The following is a 21,918-nucleotide window of genomic DNA, read 5'->3' as shown; positions in this document are numbered from 1 at the left end:
CTAGCCCCTCCGCTCGAAGCCGGGCAGCGGGACACCGGCCGGCGCGGGCAGCGCCTCAGGCCATGCCACCTCGCCGGCGCACCCCGCGAGGTCGAGCGCGACGCCGAACGTGCCCTCCGGCGCGTCGGCGAGAGCCTCCGCGATCACCCGGCGAATGCCGACGGAGAGGGCGTGGGCCCAGAGGCCCTCGGCCTGGGCGATGGTCTGCGTGGCGGGGGCATCCGCGAGCAGGCCCTCGGGCGTGTAGCAGATCACGCTTGAGCGCTTCTGGAAGTCGTAGACGCCGAGCGGGTTGGCCCAGCGCGCGGTGCCGCCCGTGGGCAGCGTGTGGTTGGGGCCGGCCACGTAGTCGCCCAGGGGCTCGGAGCTCCAGGGGCCCACGAAGATCGCGCCCGCGTTGCGCACGCGGCCGAGGAGCCCGAGCGCGTCCGCGCAGTGGAGCTCCAGGTGCTCGGGGGCGATCACGTTGATCGCGTCCACGGCAACGTCGAGCGTGTCGCAGACCACGACCACGCCGCGCTGGTCCAGGCTCGCGCGGGTAATCTCCTCGCGCGGGCTCTGGGAGACGAGAAGCTCTATGGCGGCCAGGACGCGCTCGGCGATGAGGGCGTCACAGGTCACGAGGTAGCAGCTCGCCATCGGGTCGTGCTCGGCCTGGGCCATGAGGTCGGCGGCCACCACCTCGGGCGCCGCCGCGAGGTCCGCGAGCACGCAGACCTCGGAGGGTCCGGCCACCATGTCGATGCCCACGTCGCCGGAGACGTAGCGCTTGGCGGCGGCCACGTAGGCGTTGCCCGGCCCCACGATCTTCTCGACCGCCGGGATCGACTCGGTGCCGTAGGCCACGGCGCCGATCGCCTGGGCGCCGCCCACGGCGTAGACCTCGTCCACGCCCGCGAGCGCCGCGGCGGCGAGCGTGTAGGCGGAGAGCGTGCCGTCTGCCTGCGGCGGCGTGACCATGACCACGCGCTCCACGCCGGCGACCTTGGCCGGGATGGTGTCCATGAGGACGGTAGAGGGATACTGCGCGCGGCCGCCGGGCACGTAGACCGCGGCGGAGGCCACGGGGGTCACCTTCACGCCAAGCATCGTGCCGTCCGCGCGGGTGGTGAACCAGGACTGCTCGCGCTCGCGCTCGTGGAAGTCGCGGATCTGGTCGCGCGCCCGTGTGAGCGCGGCGAGGAACTCGGGCGGCACGAGGTCGAGCGCGCCGGCGACCAGCTCGTCCGGCACGCGGAAGTCCCGCGGGCACGCCCCGTCAAAGCGCAGGCAAAACTCGCGCACCGCGGCGTCGCCGCGCTCGCGCACGTCGTCCACGATCTTCTCGGCCGCGGCCATGACCTCGGCGGGAAGGACCCCGGAGCGGTTGAGGTCGGCCTGCGTGAGGCGCGCGCCCCCTTCGAGCGTTACCGTCCTCATGACGCACTCCCCTTCCTGACCTCGGCGAGACGAGCCGCGAGGTCGCGAATCCTCCTGTCGCAGCGATACGCCGCCGGCCCCGCGAAGAAGCGGGCCGAGCACTCCATGATCTGGTCGACGATCACGAGGTCGTTCTCGGCGAGCGTGGTGCCGGTGGCCGTGATGTCCACGATGCGGTCCGTCATGCCCACGATCGGACCCAGCTCGATGTTGCCATGCAGCGTGACGATGTCCACCTGCTGGCCGATGGAGTCGTAGTAGCGCTGCGTGATGCGCGGGTACTTGGTGGCCACGCGCACCGTGCCGCGCCAGGCGTAGTTGCGCTCGGCCTCGCCCGCGCGCCCCGCAGGCTCCGCCACGACGAAGCGGCACGCCCCGTAGCCCATGTCCACGAGCTGCAGCAGGTCGAGGTCCGCCTCCACGAGCGAGTCCGTGCCACAGAAGCCGCAGTCGGCTCCGCCGTGGCCCACGAAGGCCGGGGCGTCCTGGGCGCGCACGATCACGTACTCCACGTCGCCCTCGCGCACCACGAGGCGACGCCCGGGGTTTTCCAGCTCTGCCGTGGGGAGCCCCGCCGCGGCGAGCACGCGCACCGTGTCCTTGAAGAGCGACCCCTTGGGCACCGCGACGCGCAGCGGCCGCTCCGCAAGGCGCACCCCCGGCGTCACCACGCCGGACTCGCCCGGCTCGCCGAGCACCTCCTGCAGGCGCTCGAGCGAGAGCGCGAAGCCGCAGGCCACGAGGTCCGGCCGACCGTAGTTGGCGAGCACCGCGTCGTAGCGGCCGCCCGAGGCGAGGCTCGCGGCGATGCCCTCGGCGTAGCCCTTGAAGATGATGCCGGTGTAGTAGTCGAACGAGTTGATGATCGAGAAGTCAAAGGACACGCGACCCGCCTCGAAGAGGTCGGCGAGCTCCTCGGCGAGCGCGGAGAGCTCGGCGGTCCCGCGCCGCGTCTCGGGCACGCCCGCGTCGGCGAGAAGCCCGTCGAGCCGCGCGATCACGTCGACGCCGCCGCCCATGCGGCAGGCCTCGGAGAGGGCGCGGGCGGCGGCGGGCGCGAGGCCCTTCTCGGCGCCCAGCACCTCGTCGAGCGTGACGAGGTCCGAGTCGTGGACCAGCGCCCGCACGCGCTCGGAGAAGGCCGGGCTCGGCGAGCAGGCGTCGAGCAGCGCCGTCACGGGCACCGGGGAGCCGAAGACGATGCGCCAGGCCGGCACCTCCAGCCGCTCGAGGGTCTCCGCGAGCAGGCGCACGACCTCGGCCTCGGAGGCGATGCCGTCACGCGCCACGAGCTCGACCCCGAGCTGCGTGAACTGGCGCGGCTGGCCGCGCAGGCTCGGCTCCTCACGCACCACCGGTGCGCTGTAGCGCAGGCGGACGGGCAGGTCGGCCTCGCCCATGCGGCCGGCGACGAGGCGCGCCGCCGGCAGCGTGAGGTCGGGCCGCAGCGTGAGGAGGGTCTGGTCGGTGTCGAAGAGCTGGAAGGCGCTGTCCTTTATCCGGCCGCCCCGCTCGAGCGCGGCGCGCTCCTCCAGAAGCGGCGTCTCCACCGGGAGGTAGCCGTGCTCCGAGAAGCACCCGCGCACCACGTCCGTGATGCGCTCGCGGGCGAGCGCCTCCCTCGGGAGGATGTCCCTGAAGCCACGGGGCGTTGCTGCCGTCACGTCCGTTCCCTTCCTGCCGCGTCCCTCGCGTTCCGTGCCCCATCACTTTAGCACACTAAAGCGCTCGCGCAAGGACCGACCGGTTTGTTCGCGATCGCACGCCGTCGTCATCGTCCCCGCACGGGACGGGCCGGCGAGAGCTCTCCCGCGGGCGAGAAGGACCCTCTCGCCGACAAAGGGTCGAACCATCCGGACCGGGCGTAGGCGACGAGCTGCGGCGTCAGCCTGCCGCAAGCCACGCGTCGGGCAGCCGTCAGGGACGCCCTGCTACGCTGGCGCCCCCACATCCGAGAGAAGGGAGCAAGCATGGCACTGAACTGGGAAGAGGCAAGGGTGATCGTGACCTGTCGCGACCTGCGCGAGCTCGGGGAGGTGGCGAGCGACGCGATCGTCGTCACGCTCACGCCCGACGAGGCGCGCCAGCCCGAGTCGGCAGAGGCGGTTCGCAACCTCGTGCTCGACCGCACGATCGAGCGACGGCGCCAGACGCTGAACGAGGTCTACGAGCTCGGAACCTCCCTGCCCGAGCCCACGTTCGAGGACGAGGACCGCGACGACGACGCCACCGCCGCGGAGCGCGAGCTCCTGAAGAGCCTGCTCGAGCTCGAGGCGGAGCGCGGCGAGAGGGACGATGAGGAAGGCTGGGCGGGCCCGGCGCTCGACCCCGTCGAGCACGGCCTCATGCTCGGCGGCGCCGCCGGCTCGGGCGTCCGCATCTTCATCGGGCGCGTGGAGGAGCTCGTGGTGAACAACTGAGCGGCGCGGCGGGCGGCGGCGACTCGCCGCCCGCCCATCCGCTTCTTGCTCCTCCCCTTATTTTTGTATAACGTTTCGTTTAACGGAAGGTGCGCCATGAGGAAGGACCTCATCCGGATCCATGAACGCATCCACCGCCGACATCCGGAACTCTTGGCGACCGACGTACTGAAAGCATGGGGCAACGCCTTCGTCGTCGCCGAGCGCGTCGACGACGACCTGCCCCGTTCCACGCTCGTCGCCCTTGGGCATGACGGACGAGGAAGGGCTCTGGAGCTGATAGGAACCGTTTTGGAGGATGGGTCCGTCCTCGTTTTCCATGCCCAGGCCCCTCCAACGAAAAAGGTGCTGCGTGAGCTATGGGAGGCACAGCGTGCAATACGTCACACGGGAAGGCGGCGTCCTCACCGACCGGGACATCGAAGAGATCGCTGAGCGTCTCGAACGCGGCGAGCTTCCCGGAAAATGGGGTCGCATCCTGGTCGGACGACCGCGCATAAGCTCCGAGCAGCTCAAGCTCATCGGAGTCAAGGTGCCCGAGTCGACGGTGCGCGCCTTTGACGAGAAGGCCGCCCGGAACGGGCAGACGCGCTCGCAACGGCTGCGCCAGCTCATCGAGCGTGACCTCAACGAGGACGGCGCCTAGCCCCGCACGATGTCGGCGAGGGTCGCCTCGCAGAAGCGGACGAGGTCGTCGGGGGCGAGCACGAGACTGAGGCCGCGCCGGCCGCCCGAGACGTGGATCTCGTCGAAGAGCTGCGCCGTCTCGTCGATCAGCGTGGGGAAGCGCTTCCTCATGCCGACGGGCGAGCAGCCGCCGCGGACGTAGCCGGTGACCGGCTCGAGGTCGCGCACGTGCATCAGGCTGAGGCTCTTCTCGCCCGCCGCCGCGGCGGCCTTCTTGAGGTCCAGCTCGTCCGCGACGGGGATGCAGCAGACCACGTGACCGCCACCCGGGGTCACGCAGACGAGCGTCTTGAAGCTCGCCGCGGGGTCCTCGCCGAGCATCTGCGCGATGTGGAGGCCGAGCTCGCTCGACGTGTCCGTCTCGTCGACCTCGTAGGTCTCGTAGGCGAAGGGCACGCCCGCGGTCTCGAGCTCGCGCATGGCGTTGGTCTTCTGGAACTTCTCGCGGCGCGCCACGGCCGGCTACCCCTTCGCCTGACGGGCGCGGTCGCGCGCGAGGATCTCGCGCAGGAACTGGCCGGTGTAGCTCTCCGGCACCTCCGCGACCTGCTCGGGCGTGCCGTAGGCCACGACCGTGCCGCCCCCGTCGCCGCCCTCGGGCCCCATGTCGAGCACGCGGTCCGCCATCTTGATGACGTCGAGGTTGTGCTCGATCACGAGGACCGTGTTGCCGGCGTCCACGAGCTTCTCGAGCACCTCGACCAGCTGGCGCACGTCCTCGAAGTGCAGGCCCGTGGTGGGCTCGTCGAGGATGTAGAAGGTCCTGCCGGTCTGCTGGCGGTGGAGCTCCTTGGCGAGCTTCACGCGCTGCGCCTCGCCGCCGGAGAGCGTCGTGGCGGGCTGGCCGAGGTGGATGTAGCCCAGGCCCACGTCGTAGAGGGTCTGGAGCTTGTTCTTGATGCGCGGGATGTTGGAGAAGAAGGCCAGCGCCTCGTGGACCGTCATGTCGAGCACGTCCGAGATGGACTTGCCGTGGTAGAGGACCTCCAGGGTCTCGCGGTTGTAGCGTTTGCCGTGGCAGACCTCGCAGGGGACGTAGACGTCCGGCAGGAAGTTCATCTCGATCTTGATCTGGCCGTCGCCCTTGCAGGCCTCGCAGCGGCCACCGGGGACGTTGAACGAGAAGCGCCCCGGGCTGTAGCCGCGCGCTCGGCTCTCGGGCAGCGACGCGAAGAGCGCGCGCAGGTCGTCCCAGAGCCCGATGTAGGTGGCGGGGTTGGAGCGCGGCGTGCGGCCGATCGGCGACTGGTCGATGTCGATGACCTTGTCGATCTGGTCCACGCCCTCGAGCTTTCTGTAGGGGCCCACGACGCGCTTGGAGCGGTGCACGGCGTTGGTGAGCGCCGGCGCGAGCGTGTCGGTGACGAGCGAGCTCTTGCCCGAGCCCGAGACGCCCGTGACCACCGTGAGCGTGCCGAGCTCGACCTTGGCGGTGACGCCCTTCAGGTTGTTGGCCGTGGCGCCGGTGACCTTGATCTGGCCCTTGCGCGGGTTGCGGCGCTTCTCGGGCAGACGGATCTGGCACTCGCCGGTGAGGTAGGCGCCCGTGACGGACTCGGGGCAGGCGGCGATCTGGTCCGGCGTGCCGGCCGCCACCACGCGACCGCCCAGCTCGCCGGCGCCGGGGCCCATGTCGATCACGTAGTCCGCGGCGCGGATCGTGTCCTCGTCGTGCTCGACCACGATCACGGTGTTGCCCTGGTCGCGCAGGCGCTTGAGCGTCTCGATGAGGCGGTTGTTGTCGCGCTGGTGCAGGCCGATCGAGGGCTCGTCGAGGATGTAGAGCACGCCCATGAGGCCGGCGCCGATCTGCGTGGCCAGGCGGATGCGCTGCGCCTCGCCGCCGGAGAGCGTGGCGGCGGCGCGGCTGAGCGTGAGGTAGTCCAGGCCCACGTTCACGAGGAAGCGCAGGCGCGCCAGGATCTCCTTCACCACGGCGCCGGCGATGAAGCGCTGACGGTCGGTGAGCTCGAGCGCCTCGAAGAACGCGAGGCACTCGCGGCAGGAGAGCTCGCAGACCTCCCAGATGTTCTTCTCGCCCACCGTGACGGCAAGGATCTCGGGCTTGAGGCGCGCGCCGTGGCACGCCGAGCAGGGCACCTCGCGGATGTACTTCTCGAGGTGCGTCTTCATGGTCTCCGACGTGGTCTCCTGGTACTTGTCGAAGAGGATCTTGCGCACGCCGGGGAAGGTGGTGAACCAGTGCGTGTTGCGGCCGTCGCGCGTGAGGTAGTCGACGCGGATCTTGGCCGTCCCGAGGCCGTCGAGAAGCGCGGACTGGACCTTCTTGGGGAGGTCGGCCCACGGCGTGTCCTCAGAGGCGCCGAGGTGGCGGCACGCGGCCGCGAGGACCTGCGAGTAGTAGTTGGAGTGCCCGAATATGCTGCCGAAGACGCCGCCCGCCACGGAGAGCGTGGGGTCCTCGATCAGGGCCTCGGCGTCGACGATCTTGCGGAAGCCCAGGCCGTCGCACTCGGGGCAGGCGCCGTAGGGGGCGTTGAACGAGAAGTCGCGCGGCTGGAGGTCGTCCAGCGAGTGGCCATGCTCGGGGCAGGCCAGGGCGAGGGAGTAGCTGAGGAGCTCGCCGGGGTAGCGCTCGGGGTCGTCGCGGTCGGGCAGGAGGTAGAAGCCGACCTTGCCCTGCGCCAGCTTGGTCGCCTGCTCCACGGCCTCGGCGATGCGGCCGAGCGAGTTCTCGCGCACCACGATGCGGTCGACCACGACCTCGACGTTGTGGCGGTTCTTCTTCTCGAGGCGGATCTCCTCGTCGCCGAGCTCGCGGACCTCCCCGTCGATGCGCACGCGCGAGAAGCCCTCGCGGCGCAGGTCCTCGAAGAGCTTGGTGTACTCGCCCTTGCGGTCGAGGACCACGGGCGCGAGCACGAGGGCGCGGCGGCCCTGCGCGCGCTCGAGGACCTTGTCGGCGACTTGGTCGGTGGTCTGGCGCTCGATCACGCGGCCGCACTCGGGGCAGTGGGGCGTGCCGATGCGCGCGAAGAGCAGGCGCAGGTAGTCGTAGATCTCGGTCACGGTGCCCACGGTGGAGCGGGGGTTTCTGCTCGTGGTCTTCTGGTCGATGGAGACCGCCGGCGAGAGGCCGTCGATGCTGTCCAGGTCCGGCTTGTCCATCTGTCCCAGGAACTGGCGCGCGTAGCTGGAGAGCGACTCCACGTAGCGGCGTTGGCCCTCTGCGTAGATCGTGTCGAAGGCGAGGCTCGACTTGCCGGAGCCGGAGAGGCCCGTGATGACGACGAGCTTGTCGCGCGGGATGTCGACGTCGACGTCGGCGAGGTTGTGCTCGCGCGCGCCGCGGATGACGATGGAATCGTGGGCCATGGGACCCTCCTCGGAAGTGCTGGGTGAACCAACCTTTTGATTGTACCGGGGCGGCCCGGCGGTGTTCTTCCGAGAAGTGCGCTCCGCGGAACTTCTCTACAGAACACCGCCGGGCCAGGACGATCTTAGGGTCGGGCGGCCCGTCCGGGAAAACCCGCCCCGTGTACCGGTGGGCTGATGTATGGGCTGAGAGATTGCGCCCCGTGTACCGGTTTCGCGGCTGCGGACCGGTACACGGGACGGGTTCTCCGAACGGCGACGGGGGCTAGAGGCTCGCCACGATCTTCTCGGCGGCGAGGATGCCGTCGGTGGCGGCGCTCATGATCCCGCCCGCGTAGCCCGCGCCCTCGCCCACGGGCCAGAGGCCGCGCGTGGAGACGCTCTGCCCGTCGGCGCCGCGCGTCACGCGGACCGGGGAGCTCGAGCGCGTCTCCACGCCCGTGAGCACGGCGTCGGCCGCGTCGAAGCCGCGCAGCCTGCGCCCGAGGACGGGGACGGCGGCGCGCAGGGTCTCGACGATGTAGGGGGGCAGACAGGGCGCGACGTCGCCCCAGGCCACGCCGCGCGGGTAGGTGGGCCGCACGCGACCGCCCGCGCTCGAGGGCACGCCCGCGAGGAAGTCCCCGACGAGCTGCGCCGGGGCGACGTAGGCGCCGCCGCCCGCCGCGAACGCCGCCCGCTCGCAGGCGCGCTGCAGCTCCACGCCGGCGAGGGCGTCGTCACCGGGCAGGTCCTCGGGGAAGACGTTGGCGAGAAGCCCGGAGTTCGCGTTCGTCCCCGCGCGGTCCGAGAGGCTCATGCCGTTCGTGCAGACGCCGCCCGGCTCGCTCGCGGCGGAGACCACGTAGCCGCCGGGGCACATGCAGAACGAGAACGCGCTGCGGCCGGAGGGAAGGTGGCACGAGAAGCTGTAGGGGGCGGCGCCGAGCGCGGGGTGGCCGGCGGCGCTGCCGTAGAGCGCCCGGTCGACGTCCGCCTGGAGGTGCTCGATGCGCACGCCCATCGCGAAGGTCTTGCGCTCCAGGGCGACGCCCCGCTCGCGCAGCAGCTCGAAGACGTCGCGCGCGGAGTGGCCGCAGGCGAGGACGACGCAGCTTGCGGCAACGCGCTCCTCGCGCTCCGTCCCGTCGTCCGCGCGCGTCGCGAGCGTGACGCCCCGGACGGCACCGTCGGCGACCTCGAGGTCGGTCATGCGGCAGCGGGTCCGCACCTCACCGCCCGCCGCCTCTATCTGGCGGACGACCTCGGTGACGACGCCGGGCAGCACGTCGCTGCCGACGTGGGGCTTCGCGTCCCAGAGGATCTGGCGCTGGGCACCTGCGGCGACGAGGGTCTCCAGGATCAGGCGGTGCGCGGGACTCTTGGTGCCGGTCTGGAGCTTGCCGTCCGAGAAGGTCCCGGCGCCGCCGACGCCGAACTGGATGTTGCTCTCGGGGTCGAGCTCACCGGTCTCGTCGTGGCGGCGCACGACCTCTGCGCGGCGCGCGGCGTCGTCCCCGCGCTCCACGAGCAGGGGCTCCAGCCCGGCGAGGGCGAGCGAGAGGGCGCAGAAGAGCCCGGCGCAGCCGGCGCCCACGACGACGGGCCGGGCAGAGGGGTGCGCGACGGGCGCGGGGAAGGAGAAGGGTCGCTCGCCCACGATCTTTACGCCCTTGTCCGCGCGCGGACGGGCGCCCGGCGCGAGCTCGGCGCGCAGCGTGAACGTGAGCTGCACGTTTCCGCGCTTGCGCGCGTCGATCGAGCGCCGGCGCCGCTCCAGGGAGACGACGTCCCCCTCGCGGACCCCCAGCCTGCGCGCGAGCGCGCGCCGGCATGCCGCGAGCTCGCGACCGTCGGTGCCGTCCAGCGCGGAGAGCGGGATTCGTATGCCGGAGACCTCAATCATGGGTGTCCCATCTCAAGAGACCATGCACGCCTCACCATTCTGACGCATCTGCGGGCCAAAACGGGGAGGCGTGCGTGGTTGGTCATGGTGTAGATGCCGCCGCGGAGCCGGCCACCAGGCCGCTCTTCCAGGCCCAGGCGAGGTTGAAGCCGCCGCAGGCGCCGTCGACGTCGAGCGCCTCGCCGCAGGCGAAGAGGCCGGGCAGGTCGCGGGCCCCCAGCGTGGCGGGGTCGAACTGGCCCGTCAGCAGGCCGCCGCGCGTGACCTGGGCGCGCTCGGGCTCCGCCGGCCCGAGGACCACGAGGCGCAGGTCGCGGGCCGTCTCGAGCGAGTCGCCCAGCGCCCGGGCGACCACGGGGTCGAGAAGCCCCGCGCAGCCGCCCGCCCGAGCGAAGAGCCGCGAGGCGCGCTCGGCCTCGAGGCCGCACGTGAGGTCGAGCGAGACCACGTCGCCGGGCCGCGCGGAGCGCGAGAGGTCGAAGACCGCGATGCCCGAGATCCCGTAGGGACGGAAGAGCACCTCGCCCGTCTCGCGGGCGACCTCGGCACCGTCGCGCAGGAGCCGCGCCGTCGCATGCGCGCGGCGGCCGTCGAGCTCGTCGAGGGAGACCCCCGCGGGCGCCTCACACGCGAGCGAGCAGAGCACCGGCTCGAAGGGTGTGCAGGCGAGCCCCAGCGAGCGCAGGAGCCCCTCGCCGCCCCCCACCGAGAGCACCACGGAGCGTGCGGCGACCGTGCCCGACCCCACGCCCCCGTACGTCACGCGCCAGCCGTCGCCGCCCCGCTCGACGCCCGTGACCTCGCGCGCGGGGGCCAGCACGGCGCCGGCCCTCTCCGCGCGGGCGAGAAGCACCTCGCGCACCGAGGACGCCTGGCGCGAGAGCGGGTAGAGGCGCCCGTCCCCCTCCTCGGCCACGGCGAGCCCGCAGCCCTCGAAGAAGTCGAGCACGTCCGCGCCGAACCGCTCGCCGCAGACCGCCTCGACGAAGCCCGGGTCGTTGTAGCGCCCCCACGCCAGCCGCGCGTTCGAGAGGTTGCAGCGCCCGTTGCCGGTGGCGAGGATCGTCCGCCCGCACTCGGGCGCGCGCTCGAGCACCACCACGGACGCGCCGGCCTCGGCGGCCGCGATCGCCGCGGCAAGGCCCGCCGCGCCGCCGCCGACCACGCACACGTCGCAGCGCCCCGGCACGCTCACGGCGGCCGCGGCGGCGAGCGCCACCTCGCGCGCCTGCGACCTGGAGGTCCTTCTCGGCTTGCGCGCCAAGCTACTCGCCCTGGCCCCGCAGCGCGTCCATGAACTCCGCCGTGCGCACGACCGCGTCCACGGCGTCGGGGAGCAGCCCCTCGGGGAGCTTGCCCTCGAAGGTGCCCTCGTCGCAGGCGGTCGCGATCGCGGCGTCCATCGGGAGCTGCCCCAACGCCTCCACGTCGAAGGCCTTGGCGGTCTCCTCCAGGCGGCTCGGGCCGTAGGGGTAGATCCTCTCGCCGCAGTGCGGGCACTCGACGTAGGCCATGTTCTCAACGAGGCCGAGCACCGGCACGTTCATCATGTTGGCCATGTTCACGGCCTTGCCGACGACCATCTGCACCAGGTCCTGCGGCGAGCTCACGATCACCACGCCGTCCACCGGCAGGGACTGGAACACGGTGAGCGCCACGTCGCTCGTTCCCGGGGGCATGTCGACGAGCAGGTAGTCCAGCTCGCCCCAGGCGGTGTCCTCCCAGAACTGCTTGATCGCGCCGGCGACCACCGGGCCGCGCCAGAGCACCGGGTCGGTCTCGTTCTCGAGCACGAGGTTGGCGCTCATGACCTCGATGCCGCCCTTCGTCAGCACGGGGACGAGCAGGTTGTCCACGCCGCGGGCGCGCACGTCGGCGAGGCCCATCATGCGCGGGATCGAGGGGCCGGTGATGTCCGCGTCGAGGATGCCCACGCGGGCGCCGCGGCGCGCCAGCTCCACGGCCAGGATGCCGCACACGAGCGACTTGCCCACGCCGCCCTTGCCGGACACGACGCCCACCACGTGGTGGATGTTGGAGTAGTCGTTCTGCTGGAAGCCGGCGGGGGGCTCGGGCTGCCTCTGGCCGTGCAGCACCTCGTCGACCTCCTGGCGGAGCTTGTCCTGCTCGTTCTGGTCCATGCTCTTCCTCTCGACGCGCCCGGCGGGCGGAGTTTGGCAACAGTGTTGATTCTACCCCGAGCGACATCCGGATGGTTCATACTGGCGAGAAGAGCGACGACATCGAGGGAGGCGCACATGACGAGCGGCGCGCAGGGCGAGGACTGGGGCCAGGGCTGCGGGGCCAACTGCTTCACGCTCGACGGCGACGGCTTCACCTGCAGCCAGGTGCTCGACGAGCCGGAGGTGTGGCGCGTCGAGCTCCTCATGCACGACACGTTCCTCCCCTCGGTGAACGCCTTCGTCGTGCGCGACGGCGCCGAGACGCTCGTCGTGGACGCCGGCACCCCGGACGAGTTCAACGACACGCGCCTCATGCGCGCCCTGGTCGGCCTCGGCGTCGACCCCGAGCGCGTCACGCTCTTCTGCACGCACGCCCACATCGACCACACCGGCCTGGCCCGCGAGCTCTCCGAGGCGGGCGCCCGCGTGGTGGTGGGCGAGGGCGTGGCCGGCGACATGACGCGTCTCGCCGCGCACGCGTGGCGAGACGAGATGGTCGCCCGCATGCGCGCCGAGGGCGTGGGCGAGGCGGAGGCCGTCGAGCTCGCCGACGTGATCTGGGACCACGCGCGCGACTTCACGCGCGAGGGCATACCCTTCGAGACGCTCGCGGAGGGCGACGTGCTGCGCTGCGGGCGCTGGGCCTTCGAGGTCGTTGCGACGCCTGGCCACACGCCCGGGCAGTGCGCCCTCTGGGAGCCGCGCACGCGCACGGCGTTTCTCGGCGACGCGGTGCTCTTCCTCTGCTCCACCTGCATCGGCTTCTGGGGCGAGGGGGAGGACCCGATCGGCGAGCAGCTGGCGACGCTGCGCCGGCTCGCCGACCGGGGCATCGAGCACGCGCTCATGGGCCACGGCCTGCAGGAGGGCGACGTCGCGGAGCGCTGCCTCGCCAACGCCGCCCACCACGAGCGCCGTAGCGCCCGCGCGCTCGCGGCGATCCGGGAGACCCCCGGCCAGACGGGCTTCGAGCTGGTGCCGGCGATGGGCTGGCGCGCACCGTTCGAGCGCTGGGGCGAGACCCCCGCGCTCACGCGCTGGTTCCTCGTCTCGGAGAGCATCGCCCACCTCGACCACCTCGTGGCGACCGGCGCCGTGCGGCGCGAGCTCGACGCCGCCGGCGCGAGCCGCTACGTGGCCCTCTAGGCCGGGAACCCGCCCTCGGGGCTGGAGAGCCTCGCCATCCGCTCCTCGAGCGGGACCATCCTCCCCTGCTCGAGCGCCGCGAAGTCCGGGAGCTCGAACTGCGGCATCTCGAACTCCGGCAGCTGCGGCAGCTCGAAGTCGGGCATGACGGTGCGGACGAGGAGCGCCAGGGCCCGCGTGATCTTGGCGCGCTCCCCCGGCTCCAGCTTGCCCAGCTCGCGCAGCATGGCGGGCACCGTGGTCTGCCAGTTCTCGCTCAGCTGCCCGAAGGTGTCCTTCCCGCCGGCGCCGATCACCGAGAAGAGCGTGTCGACCAGCGCGGCCCGCTCCTCGTTGGGCATGCTCGCGATCCACTCGTTGAGCGTACGGTCGACGAAGCGCGCGCCGCGCCCGATGCCCTCCGCGTAGACGAAGTCGGTACCCTCGACGACCCACGAGAAGGGGTTGTGCTGCAAAAGGCCGCTCGTGGACGAGTCGACCACGGCGTAGTCCTCCTGCCGCTCGAAGAGCATCCCGATGACGGAGGAGCGCGGCACCGTCTTAGAGAGCAGGTGGGCGCGGCGCAGCCATGCCACGTCCGACAGCGCCTCCTCGGTGAACCCCGGGCCGTCGTGGGAGAACGCCCGGACCACCCGGCCGGCCACGTCGGCGGGGCAGCGCGCCAGGGCGTAGGCCGCCAGGTTGCCGCCCTTCGAGTGGCCTCCCAGGTAGATGCCCCCCTCTATGGTGGAGGCAACGCGCTCCAGGTACGAGACGGCGGCGAGCTGGGACGGGACGCCCGTCTCGAAGGCCATGTTGAAGTCCTCCTTCCAGCCCACGACCGAGTTGTCGGTCCCGCGGAAGGAGACGTAGGCGGCGCCGCGCGGCAGCCGCAGCGTGCAGGCGGAGAACTGCTTCTCGGCCGACTCGTCGAAGTCGTCGACGTAGTCGCTCACGCGCAGGTCGCGCAGGCGCGGACTCGCCGCGACGGCGCCGAGCAGGCGCACAAGGCCCTCGGGGTCCCAGAGGTCCCGCGTCATGGCCTCGAACCAGTCCGCGCGGTAGAGGTCGACGAGGGGCATGCCCTCGGGGGTGCGCGCCGCGGCGGCCTGCTCGGGCAGGCGGAAGTACGAGAGGCACGACAGCACGAGGCTGTCCACCTCCCCCAGCGGGCGGTCGCCGAGGGAGTCGAACTCCCGGGCGAGGTACCCGAAGAGGTTCTTCTCATCCTGTGACGCGTTGGCTCCCATGGCCCTACTTCCTCCTCGGTCGGTAGCGGCGGCGCGTGGCGTGCGCGCTGCCCTTGCGCGCGCCGGCCTTGAGGCGCTCCATGACGGCGTCGGCCGAGCTGCCCTCCACGCGGGTGCGTATGGCCACGATCTGGTCGCGCAGGCGCGCCGCGGTCTCGAAGTCCATGGCCTCCGAGGCGGCCGCCATCTCCTCCTCGAGCGCGTCGACCACGTCGGCGAGCTCGCGCTCCGAGAGGCCGGCCAGCTCCGCCGCCAGCGCGTCCGCAACCCCCTCGTCGACCTGGCCCCCGGACGGCTCGGCCAGGCTCTCGAAGGCGCCGTGGCTGCCCGTGCCGTGGCGGTCGCGCGTCTTGCCCTCGAGCGTGGCCTCGGCCTCGGAGATGAACGACGAGACGTCCGTAATCGACTTCTTCACCGTGCGCGGGACGATGCCGTGCTCCTCGTTGAAGGCCTCCTGCAGGGCGCGCCGGCGATTGGTCTCCCCTATCGCCTCGCGCATGGAGTCGGTGATCGTGTCCGCGTACATGATGACCTCGCCCTGCGCGTTTCTCGCCGCGCGGCCCATGGTCTGGATCAGCGAGCGGCGGTTGCGGAGGAACCCCTCCTTGTCCGCGTCCAGGATCGCCACGAGCGAGACCTCGGGGATGTCCAGGCCCTCGCGCAGGAGGTTGATGCCCACGAGCACGTCGATCTTGCCGACGCGCAGGTCGCGGATGATGTCCACGCGGTCGAGCGTGGCCGTGTCAGAGTGCATGTAGTTCACGCGCACGCCCTCGTCGAGCAGGTGGTCGGTGAGGTCCTCGGCCATGCGCTTGGTGAGCGTGGTCACGAGCACGCGCTCCTTCTTGGCCACGCGCTCCTTGATCTCTGAGATGAGGTCGTCGATCTGCCCGTTCACCGGGCGGACGTCGACCTTGGGGTCGAGAAGACCGGTGGGGCGGATGATCTGCTCGACCTGCTGCTGGGTGACCGACTCCTCGTAGTCGCCGGGCGTGGCGGAGACGTAGATGAACTGCGGAACGCGCGCCTCGAACTCGTCGAAGCGCAAGGGGCGGTTGTCGAGCGCGGAGGGCAGGCGGAAGCCGTGCTCCACGAGCGTGACCTTGCGCGAGCGGTCTCCCTCGTACATGCCGCGAATCTGCGGCACCGTGACGTGGGACTCGTCGATGATGCAGACCATGTCCTTGGGGAAGTAGTCGATGAGCGTGTAGGGAGGCTCGCCCGCCTTGCGCCCGTCGAGGTGGCGCGAGTAGTTCTCGATGCCGTTGCAGTAGCCCATCGTCTCGAGCATCTCGAGGTCGTAGCTCGTGCGCTGCGCGAGGCGCTGGGCCTCGAGCAGGAGGTCGTTGGCCTTGAGCTCGGCCACGCGCTGCTCGAGCTCCTCGTTTATCGTCTCGAGCGCGTGCGTCACCTTCGGGCGCTCGGTCACGTAGTGCGAGGCGGGCCAGATCGGGATGGCGTCGAACTCGCGGACGATCTCCCCGGTGACGTTGTCCACCTCGGCGATGAGCTCCACCTCGTCCCCGAAGAACGAGATGCGCAGGGGGTTCTCGGCGTAGGGCGGGTAGACGTCCACGGTGTCCCCGCGCACGCGGAACGTGCCGCGGGAGAGATCGTAGTCGTTGCGGTCGTACTGGATGTCGATGAGGCTATGGATGAGCTCATCGCGCTCGAGCGGCTCGTCCTTGCTCACGTTGGGGGCGAGCCCGGCGTAGTCCTGCGGGCTGCCGATGCCGTAGATGCAGCTCACGGACGCCACCACGATGACGTCGCGGCGCGAGAGCAGGCTCGAGGTCGCCTGGTGGCGGAGCTTCTCGACCTCCTCGTTGATAGACGCGTCCTTCTCGATGTAGGTGTCCGTCTGCGGGACGTAGGCCTCGGGCTGGTAGTAGTCGTAGTAGGAGACGAAGTAGACCACGGCGTTGTTGGGGAAGAGCTCGCGCATCTCGCTCGCCACCTGAGCGGCGAGGGTCTTGTTGGGCTCCATGATGAGCGTCGGGCGGTTGAGGCGCTCGATGGTCTTGGCCATGGTGTAGGTCTTGCCCGAGCCCGTGACGCCCATGAGCGTCTGGTAGCGGAGTCCCCGCTCCACGCCGTCGGCGAGCTTGTCTATGGCCTGGGGCTGGTCTCCCGCCGGCTCGTAGGGGGAGACCACGGCAAGCGGCTCCCCGGCGCCCTCGCGCCCAAAGCGCACGAGCTCGCCGCCGACTCGCTCCGGGCCCCGGGCGTCGCCCTCTCCTGCCATCGCTTCCCCCTTCGCCGCCTCCGTTGCAACAGTGTACCCCATTTCCCAGAACGCAAACATGTGTTCTCATTTTTGTCCGAACGCTCGGCTACAATCTGACCAGAGTCGAAGGGGGTCATGTGACGCATCCGAGAAAAACGACGGGCTGGAAAGTCTTTGGGGGTATCGTCATCGTCGTCGGAGCCCTGCTCGCGACCTGTTCGATACTTTTCTTCATCGCGTTCGGCACTGGCGAGCGCGGCGAGGCGCGCACCGCCTGGCAGGGATGTCTCGCCGGGGTGACCGCCGTGATCTTCGGCACGGGAATCTTCGCCGCCAAGCCGGGGCCCGGCGCGCGAGCCTCGCAGCCTGGCGCCGCCCGGGTCCCGGGCGCCCGCCCCTCCCCCGGAAACGCCGCGCTCGAGGGCATGATCTCACACAGCGAGGACGTGGTGGCCACGCTGCGCGACATCGTGGCCCATGGCGGGAACGGCTTCGGCGACCTCCCGGACCTGCTACGTCGCACGGGCCTCATGGACTGGCCGGACCCGCCGGCCACACGCGCCCACCGTCTCCATCGGAGCGGCCGCTGGTGGCTGGGCGCCACCATGGACGACGAGATGACGTACGACGGGATCGTCGCGCTCGAGGTGGCGCTCAATCTGAACGACGACCTGATGGGCCGGCCGTGCCCGCCCGGGGCCACACTCGAGGAGCGCGCCCGATCCGTCCTCGCCGGCGTCCACCGCCTGCGTCCCAGGACGTTCGAGGCGGACGACCCCGCCGCCCAGCTCCTGGAGTTTCTGACCGACGAGACTGACGAGCGTGGCGAGTGGTCCTGCCGGGCGCGCTTCGCGGACGCGTTCGAGAACCTTCCGCTTCCGGTCCGCGCGGGACTGGCCTTCCGGGCAAACGTCGCACGGGGCCTCCTCTGCGCGCGCCTGACCGTGCCGTACCCCACCTGCCTCTCGGCCGTGAGCTCGGACGAGCCGGCGCGCGAGCGGATCCTCACGGGCTATGCGGCGCGTGCCGCGCTCGCGGTCGCCCGGGCGGCCTTCGCGTCGTCCCCCGCGCTCGCGCGCGTCGTGGTGAGCTGCGGTCACGGGACCGGGGAGACGCTCGTCTCGCTCGACCTCGACGTCGAGGCGCTCGAGCGACTCGACCGCCTCATGGGCACGGACGTCGAGGCCCTGCCCTCCGACCCGGCGCTGCGAGCTCGTGGGTGCGAGGGGTCGGCATCCGAGCCCCTGAAGCCCCACCTCGCCCTCGATGACGAGCGGCTCTGCCCCCCGGAGCGCTACCAGGAGATCGAGCTCGACGTCTCGCCCGTCGGGGAGCCGCTTGCCACGGCCTGCGGGGCACGACGCGCGGCCGACCTCGGCATCATGGAGAAGGCGGGGCGGACCCACGCTTGGCGGGAGCTGGCCCCGCGGCTCGGCGACACCACACAGGGCGCCGTCGCGCTCCTCGTTGACCTGCGCGACCGGACGGACGACGTCACGGTCGCCGAGGCGTGTGAGCGCACGAGCAGGGCGCTCGTCGCGGGCACGACTGACGTCTCCGCAACGGATGAGCTCGAGCGGCTCTTCGTCGACGGGGGCGACCTCGTCGCGGTGACCGACCGGGCACGCGCCGCGCTCGGGCAGGAGTGCCCGCCCGAGCAGCTCGAGGAGCTTCTCGCCGAGCTCGAGGCAGCACTCTCCCCCATCACGAGCATGGGCATCTACCTCGACGACACCGCTTCGGTGTACCGCTACTTCAACTCGTTCCCCGAGCGGATCCGCTACAACCTCGCATTCCGGGACGACGGGCGCACCGTACGGCTCGTGCCCGACGAGTACTATGCGGCGCACTCGCTCGCCGCACGCATGCTCAACCTGCTCGGACGCCCCGGGGAGGCCCTGCCCCACGCCGAGGAGCTCATGCGCATCGCCCCCCTCACCCCCGACGCGGCACTCATGAAGGTCCGTGTCCTGGAGGACCAGTCGCGCATCTTCGAGGCCGCCGACCTTCTCAAGGAGACGATCGGCTACGCCTCGATGGTGCGCGACCTCGCCATCTGCTTCTATCGCCTGGCCTTCATGGAATGGAAGCTCGGCCGCGAGGACCTCACGGTGATCTGCTACCAGCGCGCCATCAGCCTGCACCCGGAGGTCGCCAAGCTGGCGCGGGAGGAGCTGGACGACCTCCTCTCGGCAAACAGCGAGCTCAAGCTGTTGCCTGATGACGAGATCGTTGAGGCGCTCTCCCAGGCCGGACTGCCGACGGGCGAGGTGTCCAAGATGCGCCGGCAGACGCGCGACGCCCTCGTCGCCACCACCGACGCCGGAATCTTCTCCGTCGCTCACGCGCTTGCGGGGAGCCTTCACGAGCTCATCAGCGACGACGCCCTTCTCGACGTCCGCCGCTCGCTCACGTGCCCGTGATGCCGTTCGGATAGCTGTCCTGGTAGGCCTCGTAGGCCGCGAGCACGCGGTCCAGGTACGCACGCGTCTCGGCGTACTCGACGTCCTCCGGGATCGTGCCGCCCTCCGAGATCCATCCCTGCACGGCCCCGATGCCGGCGTTGTAGGCCGCGATGACCTCCTCCAGCCCGGAGAGGTGCTCCTGGAGGTAGCCCAGGTAGGCGCAGCCGTACTCGATGTTCGTCGCCGGGTCAGCAAGGTCGTCCGGGTCATAGGCGTCGTCGTCGACGAGGCCGAGCGACACGAGGCTGCGCGCCGTGTCCGGCATGACCTGCATGAGCCCGACGGCCCCGACGGGCGAGACCGCGCCCTCGTCCCAGCCGGACTCGCACTCTATCACCGCACAGGCGAGCAGCGGGTCGACGCCGTGGCGCTCGCACGACGCCTCTATCTGGTCAGCGTGACGTACGGGGTGCAGCGCGCGACCGAGCGAGGTCGGCAGGGCCACCACCACGGCGACCACCGCGAGCACCATGACGAGGACGACCACGGGCACCACCCGGTACCAGCGGGCGAAGCGCTCCCCTCCGCGCGGGGCGGCACCCGAGCGCGGCGTCGGGCGCCTGGTCGCATGCCGCGGCGTCGGCCTACGCCCAGCCATGCGCGTCCCACCAGGCGCGGACCCGCGCGACCAGGTCCCTCTCGTCCCCCGTGTTGTCGATCACGGTCGTCGCGTGGGAGCGCAGGTACTCGTCGGAGGGCTGGCGCGCCACGCGCCGGTCGAAGTCCCCCACGTCCATGCCGCGCCCACGCGCCCGCTCGCGACGCACCTCGAGCGGGCAGGCCACCACCACGACCTCGTCGGCGAGGTCGACCATCGACTCCACCCGGTCGAGCAGCGGCACCTCCACCACGCAGCACGCCGGCTCGTGCTGCCCGCAGATGCCGGACGTGAGCATGCGGGCGAGCATGGCGCGGATGTGCGGGAGCTCGATCTCCTCGAGCAGCTCGGCGGAGGACTCGTCGGCAAAGGCGCGACGGGCGAGAAGGGCGCGGTCGAGCACCCCGGTCTCGGGGTCGACGAGGTCGTCGCCAAACGCGGCGCAGACCTCCGTCACGCAGGGCTCCCCGGGCGCGAGCACGGCGCGCGAGAGCTCGTCGAGGTCGATGCGCCACGCCCCAAGCCGCTCCAGCTCGCGCGCGACCGTCGACTTCCCCGACGCCGTCCCCCCAGCGAGAAACACCGTGTACACCCCGACCCCCTTCCTAGACCGTTGACCCATCATCGCACATGCGCCGGCGCGGCGGATCGGCGATGCGGCGGGGCAACATACCCCATCTGCTCGGACAGCTTCGGCGCAAAGGACGCGCCTGCAGAACTCGCATCTGGGGTATGTTGCCCCGCCACGAGCTCGAAAGCGCGCCGGCATACCCTCATCCGCGAGTTCTTCTCCGCATCCGAAGGTGCGGAGAAGCTGTTCGAGCGGGGAGGGTATGTCGGCGCGCGTGGGCCGCAGGTGAGCAGATGGGGTATGTTGCCCCGCCGGACCTAACAGGTGGACACGTGGCCGTCCTCGACGCGCCAGAGGACGGGGTTCTCGAAGAAGGCGAGTTCGCGCTCGTCGTGGGTGGCCCACAGGACGGTCCTCTCGGCGACGAGCGGCCCGACGAAGGCCATGACGGCGTCGACGGTCTTCTCGTCCATGCCCTTGAGCGGCTCGTCGAAGAGCAGGGTGTTCGCGTCGGCCAGCACGCAGCGCAGGATCGCCACGCGCCGCCGCTGGCCGCCCGAGAGCTCGCGCACGGGCCGCGCGTCGACGGGCAGGCCGCAGGCCTCCATCGCCGCCCGCTCCTCCGCGAGGAAGCGCTCGAGCAGCTCGTCGGGAAGATACCCGTGCGGCAGGCGGATGTTCGCGGTGGCCGTGAGGTTCTCGCAGAGTCGGTCCTCCTGGAACGTCATGCCCAGCCGCACGTCCGCGCCCCGCATGACCTCACCCGCGTCCGGCCGCTCGAGCCCGGCGAGCAGCCTCAGCAGCGTAGTCTTGCCCGCGCCGGAGGGTCCCATGATCACGTGCGGGCGAAGCGGCTCGAAGTTCGCGCTCGCGCCCTCGAGGACGCGCACGGCGCCGTAGTCCTTCTCGACATCCCGGAGGGCGAGCGCGAGGTCGCCGCCCGTCTGCGATCCCGCGCTCACGGCCGTGCCTCCCATCGCTCCATCAGACGCCCCATGACGCGCTTGACGAGCGCCTCCAGCGCGACGGACACCGCCACGATCGCCACGGTCCAGGCGAAGAGGTCCGGGGTGTCCAGGTAGACCTTGGCGTCGTAGAGGTGCTCGCCGATCGTGAAGTCCGGCAGGCCGATCACCTCGGCCGCGATGCCCGCCTTCCAGGAGAGGCCGAGCGCGAGCGTCACCGCGACGCGGAAGTACGGCAGCACCTCGGAGGCGTAGACCAGGCGCACGCGGTCCCAGCCGCGCACGCCGAAGACGTCGCACATCTCGAGCAGCTTGGGGTCGGTCTGGGAGATGCCCTCGAGCACGTTGGCGTAGACGACGGGCAGCGCCATGACGAGCGCGATCACCATCGAGAGGTAGCTCGACGAGACCCACAGCAAGACGAGGATCACGAACGACGCCACCGGAACGGCCTTCATGGCGCCCATCACCGGGGCGAGCAGCTCGCGAACCACGGTCGCGCGGCTCGCGAGCGCCGCGAGGGCCGTCCCCGCGACGACCGCGGCGAGAAACCCGACGCCGATGCGCCCGAGCGACACGCCCACCGAGGCCCAGAACTCACCGGTCGTCGCCAGCTCGGCGAGACGGGCCAGGACCTCGAGCGGACCCACGAGGATGATGCGCGCGTCGATCGCCCGCGCGCCGAACTCCCAGACCACGAGCCAGAAGGCGACGCAGGCGAGACGGGCGGCCCACGTCCGGAGCCGCCCGTCCTTCTCGGTGCCTCTCTCGCCCGCGCGCGCCAAGC

General features: G+C 71.3%; 18 protein-coding genes. 4 read left to right on the top strand and 14 right to left on the bottom strand.

Annotated elements, in window-relative coordinates:
* Together hisD and hisG are read right to left on the bottom strand one after the other, a co-directional pair.
* On the bottom strand, positions 1-1,419 hold the full coding sequence (gene hisD, locus INF26_RS02805) for a histidinol dehydrogenase (RefSeq protein ID WP_193529198.1): 1,419 nt from the start codon (positions 1,417-1,419) through the stop codon (positions 1-3).
* Positions 1,416-3,083 (bottom strand): ATP phosphoribosyltransferase, encoded by a 1,668-nt coding sequence (gene hisG, locus INF26_RS02800; RefSeq protein WP_193529197.1) that lies wholly within the window; start codon positions 3,081-3,083, stop codon positions 1,416-1,418. Before hisG ends, hisD begins: the two co-directional genes overlap by 4 nt.
* A 306-nt stretch (positions 3,084-3,389) precedes the next feature.
* On the opposite strand from hisG, the gene INF26_RS02795 reads away from it, so the two are divergent.
* Positions 3,390-3,839: a hypothetical protein gene (locus tag INF26_RS02795; RefSeq protein ID WP_193529196.1), complete on the top strand. Its 450-nt coding sequence runs from the start codon at positions 3,390-3,392 to the stop codon at positions 3,837-3,839.
* A 57-nt stretch (positions 3,840-3,896) separates the two neighbouring features.
* Here the strand turns inward: INF26_RS02795 and INF26_RS02790 are convergent, their stop codons facing one another.
* Positions 3,897-4,160 carry a hypothetical protein gene (locus tag INF26_RS02790; protein ID WP_193529195.1) on the bottom strand — a complete coding sequence of 88 codons (264 nt, stop codon included), beginning with the start codon at positions 4,158-4,160 and terminating at the stop codon, positions 3,897-3,899.
* 52 nt (positions 4,161-4,212) lie between these two features.
* On the opposite strand from INF26_RS02790, the gene INF26_RS02785 reads away from it, so the two are divergent.
* A complete protein-coding gene (locus tag INF26_RS02785; protein WP_193529194.1) occupies positions 4,213-4,485 on the top strand; it encodes a ribbon-helix-helix protein, CopG family in 273 nt (90 codons plus the stop codon).
* Here INF26_RS02785 and ybaK read toward each other — a convergent pair.
* The 5 genes from ybaK to INF26_RS02760 form a co-directional block, all read right to left on the bottom strand.
* The gene (gene ybaK / locus INF26_RS02780; protein ID WP_193529193.1) at positions 4,482-4,982 is read right to left on the bottom strand and encodes a Cys-tRNA(Pro) deacylase; all 501 of its coding nucleotides are present in this window, start codon (positions 4,980-4,982) and stop codon (positions 4,482-4,484) included. The genes INF26_RS02785 and ybaK overlap by 4 nt on opposite strands.
* Before the next feature lie 6 nt (positions 4,983-4,988).
* Positions 4,989-7,862 (bottom strand): excinuclease ABC subunit UvrA, encoded by a 2,874-nt coding sequence (gene uvrA / locus INF26_RS02775; RefSeq protein ID WP_193529192.1) that lies wholly within the window; start codon positions 7,860-7,862, stop codon positions 4,989-4,991.
* A 265-nt stretch (positions 7,863-8,127) separates the two neighbouring features.
* Positions 8,128-9,747 (bottom strand): NAD(P)/FAD-dependent oxidoreductase, encoded by a 1,620-nt coding sequence (locus INF26_RS02770; protein WP_193529191.1) that lies wholly within the window; start codon positions 9,745-9,747, stop codon positions 8,128-8,130.
* An 82-nt stretch (positions 9,748-9,829) separates the two neighbouring features.
* Positions 9,830-11,011, bottom strand: a complete 1,182-nt coding sequence (locus INF26_RS02765; RefSeq protein WP_226371812.1) for an FAD-dependent oxidoreductase — start codon at positions 11,009-11,011, stop codon at positions 9,830-9,832.
* A 1-nt stretch (position 11,012) separates the two neighbouring features.
* On the bottom strand, positions 11,013-11,888 hold the full coding sequence (locus INF26_RS02760; protein ID WP_193529190.1) for an Mrp/NBP35 family ATP-binding protein: 876 nt from the start codon (positions 11,886-11,888) through the stop codon (positions 11,013-11,015).
* 117 nt (positions 11,889-12,005) lie between these two features.
* On the opposite strand from INF26_RS02760, the gene INF26_RS02755 reads away from it, so the two are divergent.
* Complete coding sequence (locus INF26_RS02755; RefSeq protein WP_193529189.1) at positions 12,006-13,076, top strand: MBL fold metallo-hydrolase; 1,071 nt, start codon at positions 12,006-12,008, stop codon at positions 13,074-13,076.
* On the opposite strand, the gene INF26_RS02750 is transcribed toward INF26_RS02755, so the two are convergent.
* Together INF26_RS02750 and uvrB are read right to left on the bottom strand one after the other, a co-directional pair.
* Positions 13,073-14,305, bottom strand: coding sequence for an Mbeg1-like protein (locus tag INF26_RS02750; RefSeq protein ID WP_193529188.1), 1,233 nt, complete (start codon positions 14,303-14,305; stop codon positions 13,073-13,075). The genes INF26_RS02755 and INF26_RS02750 overlap by 4 nt on opposite strands.
* 4 nt (positions 14,306-14,309) lie before the next feature.
* Positions 14,310-16,550 carry an excinuclease ABC subunit UvrB gene (gene uvrB, locus INF26_RS02745; protein WP_193529187.1) on the bottom strand — a complete coding sequence of 747 codons (2,241 nt, stop codon included), beginning with the start codon at positions 16,548-16,550 and terminating at the stop codon, positions 14,310-14,312.
* A gap of 119 nt (positions 16,551-16,669) precedes the next feature.
* On the opposite strand from uvrB, the gene INF26_RS02740 reads away from it, so the two are divergent.
* A complete protein-coding gene (locus INF26_RS02740; RefSeq protein ID WP_193529186.1) occupies positions 16,670-18,955 on the top strand; it encodes a tetratricopeptide repeat protein in 2,286 nt (761 codons plus the stop codon).
* Here the strand turns inward: INF26_RS02740 and INF26_RS02735 are convergent.
* From INF26_RS02735 to INF26_RS02720, 4 genes are all read right to left on the bottom strand, one after another.
* Positions 18,942-19,595, bottom strand: a complete 654-nt coding sequence (locus INF26_RS02735) for a lytic transglycosylase domain-containing protein (protein ID WP_193529185.1) — start codon at positions 19,593-19,595, stop codon at positions 18,942-18,944. The genes INF26_RS02740 and INF26_RS02735 overlap by 14 nt on opposite strands.
* Positions 19,582-20,187 (bottom strand): dephospho-CoA kinase, encoded by a 606-nt coding sequence (gene coaE / locus INF26_RS02730; RefSeq protein WP_193529184.1) that lies wholly within the window; start codon positions 20,185-20,187, stop codon positions 19,582-19,584. The genes INF26_RS02735 and coaE overlap by 14 nt, the downstream gene beginning before the upstream one ends.
* A 296-nt stretch (positions 20,188-20,483) precedes the next feature.
* Positions 20,484-21,128 carry an ATP-binding cassette domain-containing protein gene (locus INF26_RS02725; RefSeq protein ID WP_332307289.1) on the bottom strand — a complete coding sequence of 215 codons (645 nt, stop codon included), beginning with the start codon at positions 21,126-21,128 and terminating at the stop codon, positions 20,484-20,486.
* Entirely contained in the window at positions 21,125-21,916 is a 792-nt protein-coding gene (locus tag INF26_RS02720) for an ABC transporter permease (RefSeq protein ID WP_193529182.1), read from the bottom strand. Before INF26_RS02720 ends, INF26_RS02725 begins: the two co-directional genes overlap by 4 nt.
* Between the last annotated feature and the right edge of the window lie 2 nt (positions 21,917-21,918).

The organism is Thermophilibacter gallinarum (assembly GCF_014982725.1).
Lineage (GTDB): Bacteria > Actinomycetota > Coriobacteriia > Coriobacteriales > Atopobiaceae > Thermophilibacter > Thermophilibacter gallinarum.
This window is presented reverse-complemented; position numbering and strand designations above follow the sequence as displayed.

Excerpts from the sequence above, each read along its gene's own strand:
- INF26_RS02770 (WP_193529191.1), bottom strand. The coding sequence starts at position 9,747 with ATGATTGAGGTCTCCGGCATACGAATCCCGCTCTCCGCGCTGGACGGC.
- INF26_RS02755 (WP_193529189.1), top strand. The coding sequence starts at position 12,006 with ATGACGAGCGGCGCGCAGGGCGAGGACTGGGGCCAGGGCTGCGGGGCC.
- INF26_RS02735 (WP_193529185.1), bottom strand. The coding sequence starts at position 19,595 with ATGGCTGGGCGTAGGCCGACGCCGCGGCATGCGACCAGGCGCCCGACG.
- uvrB (WP_193529187.1), bottom strand. The coding sequence starts at position 16,550 with ATGGCAGGAGAGGGCGACGCCCGGGGCCCGGAGCGAGTCGGCGGCGAG.
- uvrA (WP_193529192.1), bottom strand. The coding sequence starts at position 7,862 with ATGGCCCACGATTCCATCGTCATCCGCGGCGCGCGCGAGCACAACCTC.
- INF26_RS02750 (WP_193529188.1), bottom strand. The coding sequence starts at position 14,305 with ATGGGAGCCAACGCGTCACAGGATGAGAAGAACCTCTTCGGGTACCTC.
- INF26_RS02790 (WP_193529195.1), bottom strand. The coding sequence starts at position 4,160 with ATGGAAAACGAGGACGGACCCATCCTCCAAAACGGTTCCTATCAGCTC.
- hisD (WP_193529198.1), bottom strand. The coding sequence starts at position 1,419 with ATGAGGACGGTAACGCTCGAAGGGGGCGCGCGCCTCACGCAGGCCGAC.
- INF26_RS02760 (WP_193529190.1), bottom strand. The coding sequence starts at position 11,888 with ATGGACCAGAACGAGCAGGACAAGCTCCGCCAGGAGGTCGACGAGGTG.
- INF26_RS02795 (WP_193529196.1), top strand. The coding sequence starts at position 3,390 with ATGGCACTGAACTGGGAAGAGGCAAGGGTGATCGTGACCTGTCGCGAC.